The organism is Citrobacter sp. Cb041 (assembly GCF_030336655.1).
Lineage (GTDB): Bacteria > Pseudomonadota > Gammaproteobacteria > Enterobacterales > Enterobacteriaceae > Citrobacter > Citrobacter braakii.
The window spans coordinates 388,260-405,548 of the sequence record NZ_JAOWDD010000042.1; the positions used below are offsets into that span (position 1 = coordinate 388,260).

Sequence of the window (17,289 nt, forward strand, 5' to 3'; positions counted from 1 at the left end):
ACAGTAATGACGCCATGGTAAACCTTATGACGTTGTGCGTCAAACCCGCCAGTATGACACCTGCAAATGCGTATTAGAGCAGGTGTTTCTTAAGCAACGCGCGTAGCTGATGGTAAGTCAGGCCCAGTAATTCAGCGGCTTTTTTCTGATTAAATTTCGCCTGCTGCAAACTGGTTTGTAGAAAGTCTTTCTCTTGTTGCTGCTGGAATTCACGCAGATCCAGCGGTAATGCTACAGATGTCTGCTTTGGTGGTGCTGCCTGTGGCTGCGCAACGTGGCGGCGGAAGGGGTCAATGATAATCTCATCCAGCGGGTAATCGCTGGTACCGTGCCGGTAAACGGAGCGCTCCACGACGTTTTTCAGTTCACGAATATTACCCGGCCAACGGTAATGGAGGAGGGTTTCTCTGGCCTCGGCGCTAAATCCCGGAAAAAGCGGTAACCCGATCTCGCGGCACATCTGAATGGCAAAGTGTTCGGCCATTAACATGATGTCGCTTTGACGCTCGCGTAGTGGGGGAAGTTGCACCACGTCAAAGGCCAGACGATCCAGCAGGTCCGCGCGGAAAGTGCCTTCGCTGACCATACGTGGCAGGTCGGCATTGGTCGCGCAGACCAGTCGCACGTTAACCTGCAAGGGCTGGCTGCCGCCGACGCGTTCCAGCTCGCCATACTCAATTACGCGCAGCAGTTTTTCCTGTACCAACATTGGCGCGGTCGCCAGTTCATCAAGAAACAGCGTGCCGCCGTCCGCGCGTTCGAAACGTCCCGGATGGCGTTTTTGCGCACCGGTAAACGCACCGGCTTCGTGACCAAACAGTTCGGAATCAAGTAAGTTCTCGTTGAGGGCCGCGCAGTTAAGCGAAATAAATGGGCCCTGCCAACGGCTGGAGAGGTAGTGCAGGCGGTTGGCAATAAGCTCTTTCCCCGTACCTCGCTCACCGATAACCAGTACAGGTTTATCCAGCGGCGCCAGATGAGAAACCTGTTCCAGCACTTCAATAAAGCTATTCGCTTCGCCCAGAATATTGTCTTTGTATCCTGCCATGATGAAATTCACCACTTGTTAGTGTTATTCACCAATTTACCCTAATTCTCCCGTCAGGTAAAATTAGATATTTATATTAAAATCAATTAGTTAAAAAGTTGGCACGCCAAGTGCATTACGAAAACAGCAGGGCATAGCCCGATATCAGAACAGTAAGTGAGGATTACATTATGGGTATTTTTTCTCGTTTTGCCGACATCGTGAACGCCAACATTAATGCGTTGCTGGAAAAGGCTGAAGATCCGCAGAAGCTGGTGCGGTTAATGATCCAGGAAATGGAAGACACGCTGGTTGAGGTGCGCTCAAACTCCGCACGCGCTCTGGCAGAAAAGAAACAATTATCTCGCCGTATCGAACTGGCGAGCGCACAACAGGCAGAGTGGCAAGAAAAAGCCGAGCTGGCGCTGCGTAAAGAGAAAGAAGATTTGGCGCGTTCTGCCTTAATCGAAAAACAGAAACTGACTGACCTGATTGCTTCTCTGGAGCATGAGGTGACGCTGGTTGACGATACGCTGGCGCGAATGAAAAAAGAGATCGGTGAGCTGGAAAATAAACTCAGTGAAACCCGTGCTCGTCAGCAGGCATTGATGCTGCGCCATCAGGCTGCGAGCTCTTCGCGTGATGTTCGTCGTCAACTGGACAGCGGTAAGCTGGATGAAGCGATGGCACGCTTTGAATCTTTCGAGCGTCGTATCGATCAGATGGAAGCTGAGGCCGAAAGCCATAACTTCGGTAAACAGCAGTCTCTGGATCAGCAATTTGCTGACCTGAAAGCAGATGATGAAATCAGCGAGCAGCTGGCGCAACTTAAAGCCAAAATGCAGCAAGATAAGCAATAATAACATCTGGCGGCGCCCGAACGCGCCGCCGCTCATCACCTGTAAGGAGTACTCATGAGCGCGCTATTTCTGGCTATCCCATTAACCATCTTTGTGTTGTTCGTTTTACCGATTTGGCTCTGGCTGCATTACAGCAACCGTTCCAGTCGTGGCGAACTGGCGCAAAGTGAACAGCAACGTCTGGTAGAACTCAACGATGACGCACAGCGGATGCGCGAGCGCATTCAGGCGCTGGAAGACATCCTTGATGCTGAACATCCAAACTGGAGGGACCGCTAATGGGAGGCGTTAATCTGAACAAAAAACTGTGGCGTATTCCGCAGCAGGGCATGGTGAAGGGAGTTTGCGCAGGTATAGCGCATTATCTCGATGTGCCTGTGAAGCTGGTGCGGATCCTGGTGGTGTTGTCCGTCTTTTTTGGTCTGGCCTTTTTCACCTTCGTCGCTTACATCGTGCTGACGTTTGTGTTGGACCCGATGCCGGACAATGTGGTTTCCGGTGAGCAGCAGCCATCAAGCGGCGAGCTGTTAGATGCCGTCGATCGCGAGCTGGCGGCAAGTGAAAAGCGTTTGCGTGAAATGGAGCGTTATGTCACCTCTGATACCTTTTCATTGCGCAGCCGTTTCCGCCAATTGTGAGGATAGAAATAGAAATGAACAATCGCTGGCAACGTGCCGGGCAAAGGGTTAAGCCGGGCTTTAAAATAGCAGGTAAGCTGGTGCTTTTAACTGCGCTTCGTTACGGCCCGGCGGGGGTAGCAGGGTGGGCGGTGAAGTCCGTCGCCCGACGCCCGCTTAAAATGCTGCTGGCGTTGGTCCTGGAGCCGGTTTTGAGTCGGGCAGCGGCAAAATTATCGAAACGCTATTCAGGTAATCAACGCTGATATCCGATTCAGCAAAAGCAAGCAACAATTAATCAACATTCCCACTGTTAATTTGCGGCAGCTCACAAATACGATTTTTTGGCTGCCAAAATTCTTTTATTATCCCCCTCCTGGCCACCTCAGCCGATTGACAGCTTATTTCCCGCAGAGTAGTCTCATGACTCATGGGACCGCTACCACGAGAATTGAAGGTGAACCAAAAAATCCAAAAATGCCTGGCAGAAGTTTATGGTGATACGTTTACTTCATGCCACTATGAAGCGCTGATTGCACGTTTAGAGAAATCACAGGGATTAATTAAAAAAATCCGTAAAGCGCATTGGGACGAGGGCGATGTAGTTCTTATTACCTACGCCGATCAATTCCACGGGGCAGGCAAAAAACCACTGCCGATGTTTAATCAGTTTTATAATGAATGGCTTAAGTCGACATTTTCTCATGTGCATCTGTTGCCGTTTTATCCGTGGTCATCGGATGATGGTTTTTCCGTAATTAATTACCATCAGGTTGCCGAAGAAACCGGTGACTGGAATGATATTAAGCAATTGGGTAAATCCAGTCGACTGATGTTTGATTTTGTTTGTAACCATATGTCAGCGAAAAGCGAATGGTTTAATAACTATTTGCAACAGCTTGACGGTTATGAAGATTTCTTTATTGCGATGGATCCTGATACGGACCTGAGCAACGTAACGCGTCCACGCGCATTACCGTTACTGACGCCTTTTACGCTGAAAGATAACACCGTACGCTATTTATGGACGACGTTCAGCGACGACCAGATCGATCTCAACTATGCCAACCCGATAGTGTTACTGGCGATGGTCGATGTGCTATTGAGTTATCTTGAGCAGGGCGCTGATTATGTCCGCCTGGATGCGGTTGGCTTTATGTGGAAAGAGCCAGGAACGACCTGTATTCACCTGGAAAAAACGCATCAGCTTATCAAACTATTCCGCGCTATTGCTGACTGCGTGGCGCCTGGTACGGCGATTATTACTGAAACAAACGTTCCGCATAAGGATAATGTGTCCTACTACGGAAATGGCCGTGATGAAGCGCATATGGTGTACCAGTTCTCGTTACCGCCGCTGGTGCTGCATGCGGTACAACGCCAGGATACCTCAACCTTGTGCCAGTGGGCGCAATCACTGGAACTGCCGTCCAGTGAGACCACCTGGTTTAATTTCCTCGCATCGCATGACGGTATTGGTCTCAACCCATTACGTGGTTTGTTACCTGAAGACGAGATCGTGCGCCTGGTGACGGAATTACAACAGGAAGGCGCGCTGGTTAACTGGAAAAATAACCCTGATGGTAGTCGCAGTCCGTATGAAATTAACGTGACATATATGGACGCACTAACGCCAGGCAATTGTAGTGATGCCGAACGTTTTTCCCGCTTTATTCTCGCACATGCCATTTTGCTGAGTTTTCCGGGTGTACCTGCGGTTTACGTTCAAAGCATTCTTGGGTCACGCAATGATTATAAAGGTGTTGAGGCGCTAGGTTATAACCGCGCGATCAACCGCAAAAAATATCAAATAAGCCAAATCGAAACGGAGCTGGCAGATGAAACCAGTTTGCGCCACGCTATTTATCATGAATTATCCCGATTAATTGTAATACGTCGTAGTAATAAAGCATTTCACCCTGATAGTGATTTTCAGATTAGCAGTGTTACACCGGCTGTAATGCAAATTAAACGTACGGCGGAAACAGGCGAAAAAATTACCGGATTATTTAATGTCAGCGGTCATACGCAAACCATTAGTATTGATGTTGAAAATGGATTTGATTTGATTAGCGGTAAAACTATTTCAGGTAAAGAATTAACGTTGAACGCCTGGCAGGTCATGTGGGTTAAGTAATAAAAAGGAACATTTCATGCTTAAAACTAAAATTGTGCTGATTTCAGCACTGGTTTCCTGCGCCCTGGTTTCCGGGTGTAAGGATGATAAAACGTCCTCTGTTGCGATTGAATTTATGCACTCTTCTGTTGAACAGGAGCGGCAGGCGGTTATTGCAAAACTGATTGAGCGTTTTGAAAAAGAGAACCCGGGGATCAGTGTCAAACAGGTTCCTGTAGAAGAAGATGCGTACAACACCAAGGTCATCACCCTGGCGCGGAGCGGTTCACTGCCTGAAGTCATTGAAACCAGCCATGACTACGCGAAAGTTATGGATAAAGAATCACTTATCGATCGTAAAGCCGTAGCGCAGGTCATCAACGCCGTAGGTGAAGGTACTTTTTATGATGGCGTGCTGCGTATTGTGCGTACTGAAGACGGTACTGCCTGGACCGGGGTTCCGGTTAGCGCCTGGATTGGCGGGATCTGGTATCGCAAAGATGTGCTGGCAAAAGCTGGGCTGGAAGAGCCAAAAGACTGGCAACAACTGCTGAGCGTGGCGCAGAAGCTAAACAATCCTGGTAGTAAGAAATATGGTATTGCGCTGCCCACGGCGGAAAGCGTTTTGACCGAACAGTCATTTTCTCAGTTCGCGCTCTCAAACCAGGCCAACGTTTTTGATGCGCAAGGAAAGATAACGCTCAACACACCTGAAATGGCGCAGGCGCTGCAGTATTACCGCCAATTGGCAATGAACACCATGCCGGGCTCAAACGACATCATGGAAGTCAAAGACGCGTTCATGAACGGCACGGCGCCGATGGCGATTTATTCCACCTATATCCTCCCGGCGGTGATTAAAGAGGGTGACCCTAAAAATGTGGGCTTTATGGTGCCGACGGAAAAAAACTCCGCTGTTTACGGCATGCTGACGTCGTTAACCATTACCGCGGGTCAAAAGTCTGAAGAGACAGAAGCGGCAGAGAAATTTGTCACCTTTATGGAGCAGGCCGACAACATCGCGGACTGGGTCATGATGTCGCCAGGGGCGGCGCTGCCGGTCAACAAAACAGTGGTGAATACCCCGACGTGGAAAGATAACACTGTCATCAAAGCGCTGGGTGAATTACCCGATCAGCTGATTGCCGAACTGCCGAATATCCAGGTGTTTGGTGCCGTCGGCGATAAGAACTTCACCCGCATGGGCGACGTCACAGGCTCCGGTGTTGTGAGCTCAATGGTGCACAACGTGACGGTAGGCAAAGCCGACCTCGTCACCACGATTGAAGCGAGCCAGAAAAAACTGGATGACCTCGTTGAACAGCGCTAATGGGGAAATGGAAAGCCGTGATGAATAAGTTCTTTTCAGGTCGATCTGATATGCCATTCGCCATGCTGCTGCTGGCGCCCAGCTTGCTGTTGCTGGGCGGTTTAGTGGCGTGGCCGATGATATCTAACATCGAAATCAGCTTTATGCGACTGCCGCTGAATCCGCAAATTGAGTCTACGTTTGTCGGGTTGAGCAACTATATCCGTATCTTATCCGATCCCGGATTCTGGCATTCGCTGTGCATGACGGTCTGGTATACCGCGCTGGTTGTGGCAGGAAGCACGGTACTGGGGCTGGGCGTGGCGATGTTTTTTAACCGTGAGTTTCGTCTGCGGAAAACGGCGCGCTCACTGGTCATCCTCTCTTACGTGACGCCATCAATTTCGCTGGTGTTTGCCTGGAAATACATGTTCAACAACGGCTACGGCATTGTGAACTACCTCGGCGTGGATCTGTTGCATCTCTATGATCAGGCGCCGCTGTGGTTCGACAATCCCGGCAGCAGCTTCGCGCTGGTCGTGCTGTTCGCCATCTGGCGCTACTTTCCGTATGCCTTTATCTCGTTTCTGGCGATTTTACAGACGATTGATAAATCGTTGTATGAGGCGGCAGAAATGGACGGCGCGAATGCCTGGCAACGGTTTCGTATCGTCACGCTGCCAGCGATTATGCCGGTGCTGGCAACCGTGGTCACACTGCGCACGATCTGGATGTTTTACATGTTCGCCGATGTTTATCTGCTGACCACTAAAGTCGATATTCTCGGGGTCTATCTCTATAAAACAGCGTTTGCATTTAACGACTTAGGCAAAGCGGCCGCTATTTCTGTCGTCCTCTTCGTCATTATTTTCGCTGTTATCCTGCTGACCAGAAAACGGGTGAACCTCAATGGCAACAAATAAGCGCACACTTGGCCGCATCGGCTTTTACTGTGGATTAATTGTCTTCCTGGGCATCACGCTATTCCCATTTTTTGTGATGCTGATGACCTCATTTAAAAGCGCCAAAGAGGCGATCTCGCTACATCCGACGCTGTTACCGCAGCAATGGACGCTGGAACATTACATCGACATCTTCAACCCGATGATTTTCCCGTTTGTTGACTACTTCCGTAATAGCCTGGTGGTATCGGTCACTTCTTCGGTGGTGGCGGTGTTTCTCGGCGTGCTCGGAGCGTATGCGCTTTCCCGCCTGCGTTTTAAAGGGCGAATGACCATCAATGCCAGCTTTTACACGGTGTACATGTTTTCGGGGATCCTGCTGGTGGTGCCGCTATTCAAAATCATTACGGCACTTGGCATCTATGACACCGAAATGGCGTTGATTATCACCATGGTCACCCAGACGCTGCCGACCGCGGTGTTCATGCTGAAAAGCTACTTCGACACCATTCCGGATGAAATAGAAGAAGCCGCGATGATGGATGGATTGAACCGTCTGCAGATCATCTTTCGCATTACCGTGCCGTTGGCGATGTCCGGTCTGGTTTCGGTCTTTGTGTACTGCTTTATGGTGGCGTGGAATGACTATCTGTTTGCCTCGATTTTCCTCTCCAGCGCCAGCAATTTTACCTTACCGGTCGGTCTGAACGCGCTGTTCAGTACGCCTGACTATATCTGGGGACGCATGATGGCGGCATCGTTAGTCACCGCATTGCCGGTTGTCATTATGTATGCGCTTTCCGAACGTTTTATTAAAAGTGGTTTGACCGCAGGCGGCGTGAAAGGCTAAGCGGCCAGTTTAATTAAGGAGTTGTAAATGAAGAAGTTAGTTGCCACAGAACCGCGTGTTGCGGCGCTGGTGGAATATGAAGACAGAGCTGTATCCGCCAATGAAGTGAAAGTTCGCGTTCGCTTTGGTGCGCCAAAACATGGCACGGAAGTGGTCGATTTTCGCGCTGCCAGTCCGTTTATTGACGAAGATTTCAACGGCGAATGGCAAATGTTCATGCCGCGTCCTGAAGGGGCGCCGCGCGGGATTGAATTCGGCAAGTTCCAGCTTGGCAACATGGTGGTGGGCGATGTTATTGAGTGTGGCAGCGATGTGACCGAATACGCCGTTGGCGATTCAGTTTGCGGCTACGGCCCACTGGCAGAAACGGTTTTCTTTAATGCGGTAAACAACTACAAACTGCGCAAAATGCCGGAAGGTAGTTCGTGGAAAAATGCCGTGTGCTATGACCCGGCACAGTTCGCCATGAGTGGCGTGCGCGACGCCAATGTGCGTGTCGGCGATTTTGTTGTCATCGTCGGCTTAGGGGCGATTGGCCAGATTGCCGTCCAACTGGCTAAGAAAGCGGGAGCCTCGGTGGTCATTGGCGTGGATCCGATTGCTCATCGTTGCGATATCGCGCGTCGTCATGGCGCGGATTTCTGTCTGAATCCTATTGGCACCGATGTCGGCATGGAAATTAAGAAGCTGACCGGCAAGCAGGGCGCGGATGTAATTATCGAAACCAGCGGCTATGCGGATGCGTTGCAATCGGCGTTACGCGGTCTGGCCTATGGTGGAACCATCTCCTATGTCGCTTTCGCGAAACCTTTTGCTGAAGGCTTCAACCTGGGGCGTGAAGCGCACTTCAACAACGCCAAAATTGTCTTCTCTCGTGCCTGCAGTGAGCCAAATCCGGATTATCCGCGCTGGAGCCGCAAGCGTATTGAGGAGACCTGTTGGGAACTGTTGATGAACGGTTACCTGAACTGTGAAGAACTTATTGACCCGGTAGTAACATTTGCCAGCAGCCCGGAAAGCTATATGCAGTATGTCGATCGCCATCCGGAAAAGAGCATCAAAATGGGCGTGACGTTTTAATTAAGGAATGCAGAAGATGAAAATTGGAACACAGAACCAGGCTTTTTTTCCGGAAAATATTCTCGAGAAATTCCGTTACATCAAAGAGATGGGGTTTGACGGTTTTGAAATTGACGGCAAGCTGCTGGTTAACAACCTGGCAGAAGTGAAAGCAGCAATCAAAGAAACAGGCCTGCCCGTCACCACCGCCTGTGGAGGATATGACGGTTGGATCGGTGATTTTATCGAAGAGCGTCGTTTGAATGGCTTACAGCAGATTACCCGCATTCTCGAAGCGCTGGCCGAAGTCGGTGGGCAGGGCATTATTGTACCCGCTGCATGGGGCATGTTTACCTTCCGCTTACCGCCGATGACCTCTCCGCGCAGCCTGGCAGGCGATCGTAAAGCAGTAAGTGATTCATTGATTTATCTCGATAAAGTTGCCGAGCGTACGGGGACGGTGGTGTATCTGGAGCCGCTTAATCGCTATCAGGATCATATGATCAACACCCTGGCGGATGCCCGTCGCTATATCGTGGAAAACAACCTGAAGCATGTGCAAATCATTGGTGATTTTTACCATATGAATATCGAAGAAGACGATATGGCTCAGGCGCTGCATGACAATCGCGATCTGCTGGGACACGTCCATATTGCGGATAACCACCGTTATCAGCCGGGGAGCGGTACGCTGGATTTCACTGCGCTGTTTGACCAGTTGCGTGAAGATAATTATCAGGGTTACGTCGTGTACGAAGGGCGTGTACGGGCAGAGAACCTGCCGGAAGCGTACCGTCAGTCACTGGCCTGGCTGCGTACCTGCTAAGAGGATTTCTGTGAAAAGTGCACTGACAAGCTCTCCGCTACGCATCGCCATTATCGGCGCCGGGCAGGTGGCGGATAAAGTTCATGCTTCGTACTACTGCACCCGCAACGATCTGGAACTGGTGGCTGTCTGTGACAGCCGCCTGTCACAGGCACAGGCGTTGGCAGAGAAATACGGCAATCCGCAGGTTTGGGACGATCCTCAGACGATGCTACGCGAGGCTAAGCCAGATATCGTCAGCATCTGTTCACCCAATCGTTTTCATTATGAACACACCATGTTGGCGCTGAACGCCGGATGCCATGTGATGTGTGAGAAACCTCCGGCGATGACGCCAGCCGAGGCGCTGGAAATGTGTAACACGGCGCGTCGAAGGGGGAAAGTTCTGGCTTATGATTTTCATCATCGTTTCGCACTGGATACGCAGCTGCTTCGTGAGCAGGTGATGGCCGGCGTGCTGGGTGAAATCTATGTCACCAATGTCCGCGCCTTGCGCCGCTGCGGCGTGCCCGGCTGGGGGGTATTTACCAACAAAGAACTGCAGGGCGGCGGGCCGCTGATTGATCTCGGCATCCATATGCTTGATGCCGCCATGTATGTGCTGGGGTTTCCGGCAGTAAAGCGCGTTAACGCACACAGTTATCAACGCATTGGCACGCGTAAAAACAGCGGCCAGTTTGGGAAATGGGATCCCGAGACGTATACCGTGGAGGATTCTCTGTTCGGGACGATTGAATTTCATAACGGCGGTATCCTGCGACTGGAAACCTCTTTCGCGCTGAATATCCCGGAACAATCGATTATGAACGTTAATTTCTGCGGCGATCTGGCAGGGGCGACGTTATTCCCGGCCCAGGTTTATACCGATCGTGAGGGGACGCTTGACGTACTGCTTCAGCGCGAAATGGCCGATGACAATCGTCATTATCGCAGCATGGAAGCTTTTGTGAATCATGTCCAGGGCGAGCCTGTCACTATTGCTGACGCAGAGCAAGGCGTCGTTATTCAACAACTGGTTGCCGCACTGTATCAATCGGCTGAAACAGGGACCTACGTAGACTTATGACGAGGCCAGTAATGCTAACTGAACCGGCTTTTTGCCCACACAACCTGAATAAATATGCGTCACTCATGACGACCGGTAACGGTTATATGGGGATTCGCGCCAGCCACGAGGAAGCCTACACCTTACAAACTCGCGGCATGTACATTGCTGGACTGTATCACCGGGCAGGGAAAGGCGAGATTAATGAACTGGTTAATCTGCCTGATGTGGTGGGGGTGGAGATTTCACTCAATGGTGAGATTTTCTCGCTCACCAGCGGCGTTATCGAAAGCTGGCAACGTGAACTGGATTTTGCCAGTGGGGAATTACGCCGCGCGCTTACCTGGCGTGCGTCTGGCGGGGCGCGTTTTGCCATTGAGAGCCGGCGATTTGTCTCGGCACAAAAACTGCCGCTGTTTGCTATGGAAGTTGTCGTCACGCCACTGGATGGCGATGCCAGCATTGGTATCTCGACCGGAATTGACGCCACGATGACCAATCATGGTCGTCAGCATTTGGATGAAACGCAGGTCCGGGTCTTTGGCCAGCATCTTATGCAAGGGATTTACACCACCCAGGACAATCGTAATGATATCGCTATCACCACGTATTGCGATGTAGACGGTGCAGCGCAGCGCTGCTTCACCGCGAAAGAACGTCGGCTGTTACAACACAACAGCGTGCAGGCGAAAGCCGGACAGCGCGTCACGCTGACAAAAATTAGCTGGGTAGACTGGGCGAGCGAACGCAGCCTGTCGCTTGAGACCTGGGGACGCCAGTCGCTGCGCAACCTGGAAGCGTGCGCGCAGCAGGGCTATGACGCTCTGCTGGCGGAGTCGACTGCTAACTGGCATGCCTGGTGGCAAAATCGTCGCGTTCAGGTCACCAGCACTGATGCCAGCGATCAGCGAGCGCTGGACTATGCGCTCTATCATCTGCGTGTGATGACTCCTGACCACGATGAGCGCAGCAGTATTGCGGCCAAAGGTTTGACGGGGGAAGGGTATAAAGGCCACATATTCTGGGATACCGAGGTCTTTCTGTTACCGTTTCATCTCTTTACCGAGCCGAAAACCGCGAGAAGTTTGTTGCGTTACCGCTGGCATAATCTGTCGGGGGCGCGTGAGAAAGCCCGCCGTAACGGTTGGCAGGGAGCGCTTTTCCCTTGGGAAAGCGCTCGCAGCGGTGATGAGGAAACGCCTGAATTTGCGGCGATCAACATCCGTACCGGACTGCGTCAGAAAGTGGCCTCCGCGCAGGCTGAACATCACCTCGTGGCGGATATTGCCTGGGCGGTAATCAATTACTGGCATGCCTCAGGGGATCTAAACTTCATGTCCCGTGAGGGAATGACGTTGCTGCTGGAAACGGCGAAGTTCTGGATCAGCAGGGCGGTCATGGTTAACGATCGTTTAGAGATCCACGATGTGATTGGCCCGGATGAATACACTGAGCATGTGAACAACAACGCGTTCACCAACTACATGGCCTGGTACAACGTGGAACAGGCGCTGGGTTTTGCCCGTCGGTTGGGCTGCGGTGATGAGACGTTTATTCACCGCGCAGAGTATTTTTTACAGCATCTCTGGCGACCGGAAATTCAGCCCGATGGCGTGCTACCTCAGGATGATACCTTCCTGAGCAAACCGGCTATCGATCTGTCACAGTACAAAGCCAAAGCGGGCAAGCAGACGATTTTGCTCGATTACTCCCGTGCAGAAGTCAATGAGATGCAAATTCTCAAACAGGCCGATGTGGTGATGCTGACCTACATGTTACCGGAGCAATTTTGCCCGCAAACCTGTCTGGCAAACCTGCGCTTTTACGAGCCGCGCACAATTCATGACTCCTCGTTGAGTAAAGCGATCCACGGGATTGTGGCAGCGCGTTGCGGTGATCCGGCACAGGGCTATCGGTTCTGGCGTGAAGGATCGCTTATCGATCTCGGGGAGGACCCACATAGCTGCGATGACGGCATTCATGCTGCGGCAACGGGCGCCATCTGGCTGGGCGCAATCCAGGGATTTGCCGGCGTGAATATTCGCCACGGGGAGTTACACCTTGCTCCTGCCTTACCGGCTCATTGGCAAACGCTGTGTTTCCCGCTGCGCTGGCAGGGCATCGATATGCAGGTAATCATTAATGCGGCTGAAATCCGTATTAACAGTACCGAGCAGATTGTCCTTTGGGTCAATGGTGAAAAGGTCTCCGTGCAGGGGGAAACCGTAATCCGCAATGACGCCATTATTTCGCCCGCTTATGGGACCGCTACCACAGAAAGGGGCGATGAATGATACTCAAACCACAGGCCATCATTTTTGATTTGGATGGCGTGATTACCGATACCGCGCATCTACATTTTCTGGCCTGGCGGCAGGTAGCCGATGAAATAGGGATTGTGATCGACGAAGCATTTAATGACAGCCTGAAAGGGATTAGTCGCGGCGAATCACTACAGCGTATTTTGCACCATGGTGGGAAGGCGGGGGCGTTTTCTCCCGAGGCCTGCGCACAATTGGCCGAGAGAAAAAACAGACTGTATGTCCATTCTTTGCGCCAGCTGACGGTTAACTCGGTATTACCGGGAATACGTGAGCTGTTGATGACGTTGCGGGAAGAACGGATTCCGGTGGGGTTGGCCTCTGTGTCGCGCAATGCCCCGGCTATTTTACAAGCGCTTAATCTTAGCTCTTGCTTTGATTTTTGTGCGGATGCGGCATTGATAACCCGCTCGAAACCGGATCCGGAAATTTTCCTGGCAGCCTGCGCGGGTCTTGGCGTTGACCCGCAACAATGTATTGGCATAGAAGATGCACAAGCGGGAATTGATGCAATCAACGCCTGCGGCATGCTTTCTGTCGGCATCGGTAAAGGGCTGAATGGGGCAGACTTGCTGCTTCCGGCAACCGAATTTCTGACGTGGCCGTGCTTATCGGCTTTCTGGCAACACGACAAGTAAAGGATTCAACATGGCACAGCTTTCGTTGCAACACATTCAAAAAATTTACGACAACCAGGTACACGTCGTTAAAGACTTCAATCTGGAAATTGAAGATAAAGAGTTTATTGTTTTTGTTGGACCTTCCGGCTGCGGGAAGTCAACTACGTTACGCATGATCGCCGGTCTGGAGGAGATCAGCGGCGGCGATCTGCTGATTGACGGTAAACGGATGAACGATGTGCCGGCGAAATCACGCAACATTGCGATGGTTTTTCAGAACTACGCGTTGTACCCACACATGACCGTCTATGACAACATGGCGTTTGGTCTGAAAATGCAGAAAATAGCGCCTGCTGTGATTGAGGAGCGCGTCAACTGGGCGGCGCAGATCCTTGGCCTGCGCGATTATTTGCAGCGTAAACCCGGCGCGTTATCCGGTGGTCAGCGTCAGCGTGTGGCGCTGGGGCGTGCGATTGTACGTGAAGCGGGGGTCTTCCTGATGGATGAACCCTTATCGAATCTCGATGCCAAACTTCGCGTTCAGATGCGGGCTGAAATTAGCAAACTGCATCAGAAACTCAATACCACCATGATCTATGTTACCCACGATCAAACCGAAGCCATGACTATGGCGACGCGTATTGTGATTATGAAGGATGGCATTGTTCAGCAGGTTGGTGCGCCGAAAACGGTTTATAACCACCCGGCTAATATGTTTGTCGCCGGATTTATTGGCTCACCGGCCATGAACTTTATTCGTGGCGCGATTGATGGTGATAAGTTTGTTACTGAAACACTGAAATTAACGATTCCACAAAATAAATTAGCACAATTAAAAGCGCAGGGTTATGAACATCAGGCGGTCACTCTGGGAATTCGTCCTGAAGATATACACCCGCAGCTTAATAATGAAAATAGTATATCGGCAAAAATTAGCGTTGCAGAATTAACCGGCGCTGAATTTATGCTTTATACCATTGTTGGGGGGCATGAGTTGGTGGTCCGTGCTGGGGCTGTGAATGATTATCATGCAGGAGAAAATATCACTATTCATTTTGATATGGCGAAATGCCATTTCTTTGATGCTGAAACTGAAGTGGCTATTCAATAAAATTCCGGGGGGATAAATCCCCCCCAAGCCTTGGGGCATTTTTGCGAGTATTTTAACAAGGAATAATAATGAAAACCCTACTGTCCGCTACTGCGCTGATTATGAGTGCAGGAATGGCCTGCGCGCAGGCTGCTGAAAATAATGACTGGCACTTTAACATTGGTGCTATGTACGAAATAGAAAACGTTGAAGGTCAGGGCGAAGATATGGATGGACTGGCTGAGCCGTCCGTCTATTTCAATGCCTCTAATGGGCCGTGGAAAATATCGCTGGCCTATTATCAGGAAGGACCGGTTGATTACAGCGATGGTAAGCGTGGTACCTGGTTTGACCGCCCAGAACTGGAAGTCCGCTATCAATTCCTGGAAAGTGAAGATGTTAATTTCGGTTTGACCGGTGGCTTCCGTAATTACGGTTATCACTATGTCAATGAACCAGGAAACGACACCGCTAATATGCAGCGCTGGAAAGTTCAGCCGGACTGGGATGTTAAACTGACCGACGACCTGCGCTTTAGCGGTTGGCTGTCGATGTATCAATTCGTTAATGATTTGAATACTACTGGCTACTCCGATAGTCGTGTCGAAAGCGAGACCGGTCTGAATTACAGGTTTAACGAAACGGTGGGCTTAACGGTCAATTATTACCTTGAACGCGGCTTTAATCTGGCTGATTCGCGCAATAATGGTGAGTTCTCAACCCAGGAAATTCGTGCATATTTACCGTTGTCTTTAGGCAATACCACCCTGACGCCGTATACCCGTCTGGGGCTTGATCGCTGGTCAAACTGGGACTGGCGAGATGATCCGGAACGTGAAGGCCATAATTTCAATCGTCTCGGTTTACTGTATGCATATGATTTCCAGAATGGTTTATCAATGTCACTGGAGTATGCCTATGAGTGGGAAGATCACGACGAAGGCGAAAGCGACAGATTCCATTATGCTGGTATAGGCGTGAACTACGCATTCTAAAATATACTGGGGCATGTATGCCCCAGTTTTTACACCAGTGAGTCGGCCAGCGATATTTGTGTGCTCACCGTGATATTTTGTAATCCTTTCTCACCCGCAATCAGGTTAAATAATAAATTACAGCTTTGTTCACCCAACTGCTGGGTAGGCACATCAATTCCCCCAGGAACGGGCGTGAGCATAAAAGACAACAGCTCATTACTGTAGCCCACAACGGCAAGTTGTTGCGGGATGGTTATATTTTTCTCAGCCGCCACGCGATATAAGCTCATTAATTTCAAGCTGTCGGTGGCAAATACGGCATCGGGTAACGGCTGCTGACTCAGTAATTTTCGTGAAGCAAGCAGGGCTGTTTCATGGGTATAGCCCCCGTCAACAATCCATTCATCGCGCATTTTAATATTATGCGCCTGAAGGCTGGCTTTATATCCGTTAACGCGATCGATAGAAACATGAACATCAAGCGGCGCGTGCAAACAGGCTATATTACGGTGCCCACTCTCAATCAGCGCATCAGTTAGCGTAATGCTGTCGCGATAATTATCTGTGTCTACAGAATAGACATTGGCGTAGTCGCCTTCAACCTTTCCAATAACCACGACCGGTACGTTGTATTTATCCAGCCTCGCAAAAAAAGATTCATCGGCGGGAGAGCTCAGCATAATGATACCTTTGATCAATTTCTGCTTAATTTTGCTCTCACATTTTTGTAAATCATCTTCAGTGCTTCGCGACGTCTGTAATATGACATCAAAACCGACCTCTTCAGCCTTGGCAGTAATAGCATGAAGCACTTCAGAGAAAAACGGATTACCGGCGGTTGTTTTTGCTGAACGGGTAGATATCACCATTATTGCATCAAACCCGGAAGAGGTGAGTGCGCGAGCAAGTTTATTGGGCTGGTACTGTAACTCATCAATAGCACGCAGCACTTTTTCAAGCGCTTCCGGCGAGATATTGGTTTGCTTATTAAGCACGCGCGATACCGTGGATTTTGATACGCCAGCGGCTCGTGCAATATCATAAATGGTAGGAGACATAGATCCCAAGCTCCGTCCGAGAGTCAATGGCGAACATATTATGGAGTTAATTGGCGAATGACAACAATATCGGAATGCGGGCAGAAAAATCAAAAAACTAACCGCAGTATGCGCAACCAGAGGAAGTCTCGTCCACGGGTGCAGAGGGTGATAATGCGATCGCAATATTTTCTTAAGAACTGGCGTATAGTGTGTTGGTTAAATCCAACCATCAGTCAGGAAGATATTATGTTGAAAAAAGGCGTATTAGCGTTGGCACTGGTCATCGGCATGCCGGTTTTTGCAGCCGAGCACTGGATTGATGTTCGCGTTCCTGAACAGTATCAACAGCAGCATATTCAGGGGGCGGTCAACATTCCATTAAAAGAGATGAAGGCGCGTATCGCTGCTGAAGTTCCTGATAAGACCGACACCGTGAAGCTGTACTGCAACTCCGGGCGTCAATCGGGGCAGGCGAAGGATATGTTGACGGAAATGGGCTACACGCAGGTGACCAACGAAGGTGGCATCAATCAGATAGCGCTTCCTAAAGTAGAGAATCAATAAACCGCCCGCATTCCTTCTGCTCCAGGCGGTAAGAATAATGCCGCCTGTTACAGCTCAGGTAGTTGA

At 50.4% G+C, this 17,289-nt stretch carries 18 protein-coding genes; 16 read left to right on the forward strand and 2 right to left on the reverse strand.

The genetic code is table 11. The features are described from left to right. Positions 1 to 73 precede the first annotated feature (73 nt). Complete coding sequence (pspF, locus tag OGV52_RS20665; protein WP_287109076.1) at positions 74 to 1,063, reverse strand: phage shock protein operon transcriptional activator; 990 nt, start codon at positions 1,061 to 1,063, stop codon at positions 74 to 76. A 155-nt stretch (positions 1,064 to 1,218) separates the two neighbouring features. Here pspF and pspA point away from each other — a divergent pair, with 155 nt between their 5' ends. The 15 genes from pspA (at position 1,219) to OGV52_RS20740 (ending at position 15,637) form a co-directional block, all read left to right on the forward strand. Then, the gene (gene pspA / locus OGV52_RS20670) at positions 1,219 to 1,887 is read left to right on the forward strand and encodes a phage shock protein PspA (protein WP_016153228.1); all 669 of its coding nucleotides are present in this window, start codon (positions 1,219 to 1,221) and stop codon (positions 1,885 to 1,887) included. Between the two features lie 54 nt (positions 1,888 to 1,941). Continuing rightward, complete coding sequence (pspB, locus tag OGV52_RS20675) at positions 1,942 to 2,166, forward strand: envelope stress response membrane protein PspB (RefSeq protein WP_016153227.1); 225 nt, start codon at positions 1,942 to 1,944, stop codon at positions 2,164 to 2,166. Then, a complete protein-coding gene (gene pspC / locus OGV52_RS20680; protein ID WP_003020497.1) occupies positions 2,166 to 2,525 on the forward strand; it encodes an envelope stress response membrane protein PspC in 360 nt (119 codons plus the stop codon). The genes pspB and pspC overlap by 1 nt, the downstream gene beginning before the upstream one ends. A 14-nt stretch (positions 2,526 to 2,539) precedes the next feature. Continuing rightward, entirely contained in the window at positions 2,540 to 2,770 is a 231-nt protein-coding gene (gene pspD, locus OGV52_RS20685) for a phage shock protein PspD (RefSeq protein WP_047500373.1), read from the forward strand. Between the two features lie 164 nt (positions 2,771 to 2,934). Beyond that, a complete protein-coding gene (locus tag OGV52_RS20690; protein ID WP_265325459.1) occupies positions 2,935 to 4,641 on the forward strand; it encodes a sugar phosphorylase in 1,707 nt (568 codons plus the stop codon). A 16-nt stretch (positions 4,642 to 4,657) separates the two neighbouring features. Continuing rightward, positions 4,658 to 5,950, forward strand: coding sequence for an ABC transporter substrate-binding protein (locus tag OGV52_RS20695; RefSeq protein WP_235116848.1), 1,293 nt, complete (start codon positions 4,658 to 4,660; stop codon positions 5,948 to 5,950). 20 nt (positions 5,951 to 5,970) lie between these two features. After that, positions 5,971 to 6,852, forward strand: coding sequence for a carbohydrate ABC transporter permease (locus OGV52_RS20700; RefSeq protein WP_287109080.1), 882 nt, complete (start codon positions 5,971 to 5,973; stop codon positions 6,850 to 6,852). Beyond that, positions 6,839 to 7,681 (forward strand): carbohydrate ABC transporter permease, encoded by an 843-nt coding sequence (locus OGV52_RS20705; protein ID WP_003020474.1) that lies wholly within the window; start codon positions 6,839 to 6,841, stop codon positions 7,679 to 7,681. The genes OGV52_RS20700 and OGV52_RS20705 overlap by 14 nt, the downstream gene beginning before the upstream one ends. A 27-nt stretch (positions 7,682 to 7,708) precedes the next feature. Beyond that, positions 7,709 to 8,761, forward strand: coding sequence for a D-guloside 3-dehydrogenase (gene ycjQ, locus OGV52_RS20710; protein ID WP_016153224.1), 1,053 nt, complete (start codon positions 7,709 to 7,711; stop codon positions 8,759 to 8,761). 16 nt (positions 8,762 to 8,777) lie between these two features. Beyond that, positions 8,778 to 9,566: a 3-dehydro-D-guloside 4-epimerase gene (gene ycjR, locus OGV52_RS20715; RefSeq protein WP_016156634.1), complete on the forward strand. Its 789-nt coding sequence runs from the start codon at positions 8,778 to 8,780 to the stop codon at positions 9,564 to 9,566. A gap of 10 nt (positions 9,567 to 9,576) precedes the next feature. Then, positions 9,577 to 10,632: a D-glucoside 3-dehydrogenase gene (gene ycjS / locus OGV52_RS20720; RefSeq protein ID WP_016153222.1), complete on the forward strand. Its 1,056-nt coding sequence runs from the start codon at positions 9,577 to 9,579 to the stop codon at positions 10,630 to 10,632. Further along, on the forward strand, positions 10,629 to 12,905 hold the full coding sequence (locus OGV52_RS20725; RefSeq protein WP_287109082.1) for a glycoside hydrolase family 65 protein: 2,277 nt from the start codon (positions 10,629 to 10,631) through the stop codon (positions 12,903 to 12,905). Before ycjS ends, OGV52_RS20725 begins: the two co-directional genes overlap by 4 nt. Then, positions 12,902 to 13,570, forward strand: coding sequence for a beta-phosphoglucomutase (pgmB, locus tag OGV52_RS20730; protein WP_103283782.1), 669 nt, complete (start codon positions 12,902 to 12,904; stop codon positions 13,568 to 13,570). The genes OGV52_RS20725 and pgmB overlap by 4 nt, the downstream gene beginning before the upstream one ends. A 10-nt stretch (positions 13,571 to 13,580) precedes the next feature. After that, positions 13,581 to 14,663: an ABC transporter ATP-binding protein gene (locus OGV52_RS20735; RefSeq protein ID WP_016153219.1), complete on the forward strand. Its 1,083-nt coding sequence runs from the start codon at positions 13,581 to 13,583 to the stop codon at positions 14,661 to 14,663. A 68-nt stretch (positions 14,664 to 14,731) separates the two neighbouring features. Next, positions 14,732 to 15,637 (forward strand): OmpG family monomeric porin, encoded by a 906-nt coding sequence (locus tag OGV52_RS20740; protein ID WP_046274545.1) that lies wholly within the window; start codon positions 14,732 to 14,734, stop codon positions 15,635 to 15,637. 29 nt (positions 15,638 to 15,666) lie between these two features. On the opposite strand, the gene OGV52_RS20745 is transcribed toward OGV52_RS20740, so the two are convergent. After that, the gene (locus OGV52_RS20745; RefSeq protein WP_016153217.1) at positions 15,667 to 16,677 is read right to left on the reverse strand and encodes a LacI family DNA-binding transcriptional regulator; all 1,011 of its coding nucleotides are present in this window, start codon (positions 16,675 to 16,677) and stop codon (positions 15,667 to 15,669) included. A gap of 228 nt (positions 16,678 to 16,905) precedes the next feature. Here OGV52_RS20745 and pspE point away from each other — a divergent pair, with 228 nt between their 5' ends. After that, entirely contained in the window at positions 16,906 to 17,223 is a 318-nt protein-coding gene (gene pspE, locus OGV52_RS20750) for a thiosulfate sulfurtransferase PspE (protein ID WP_016153216.1), read from the forward strand. Positions 17,224 to 17,289: the final 66 nt, after the last annotated feature.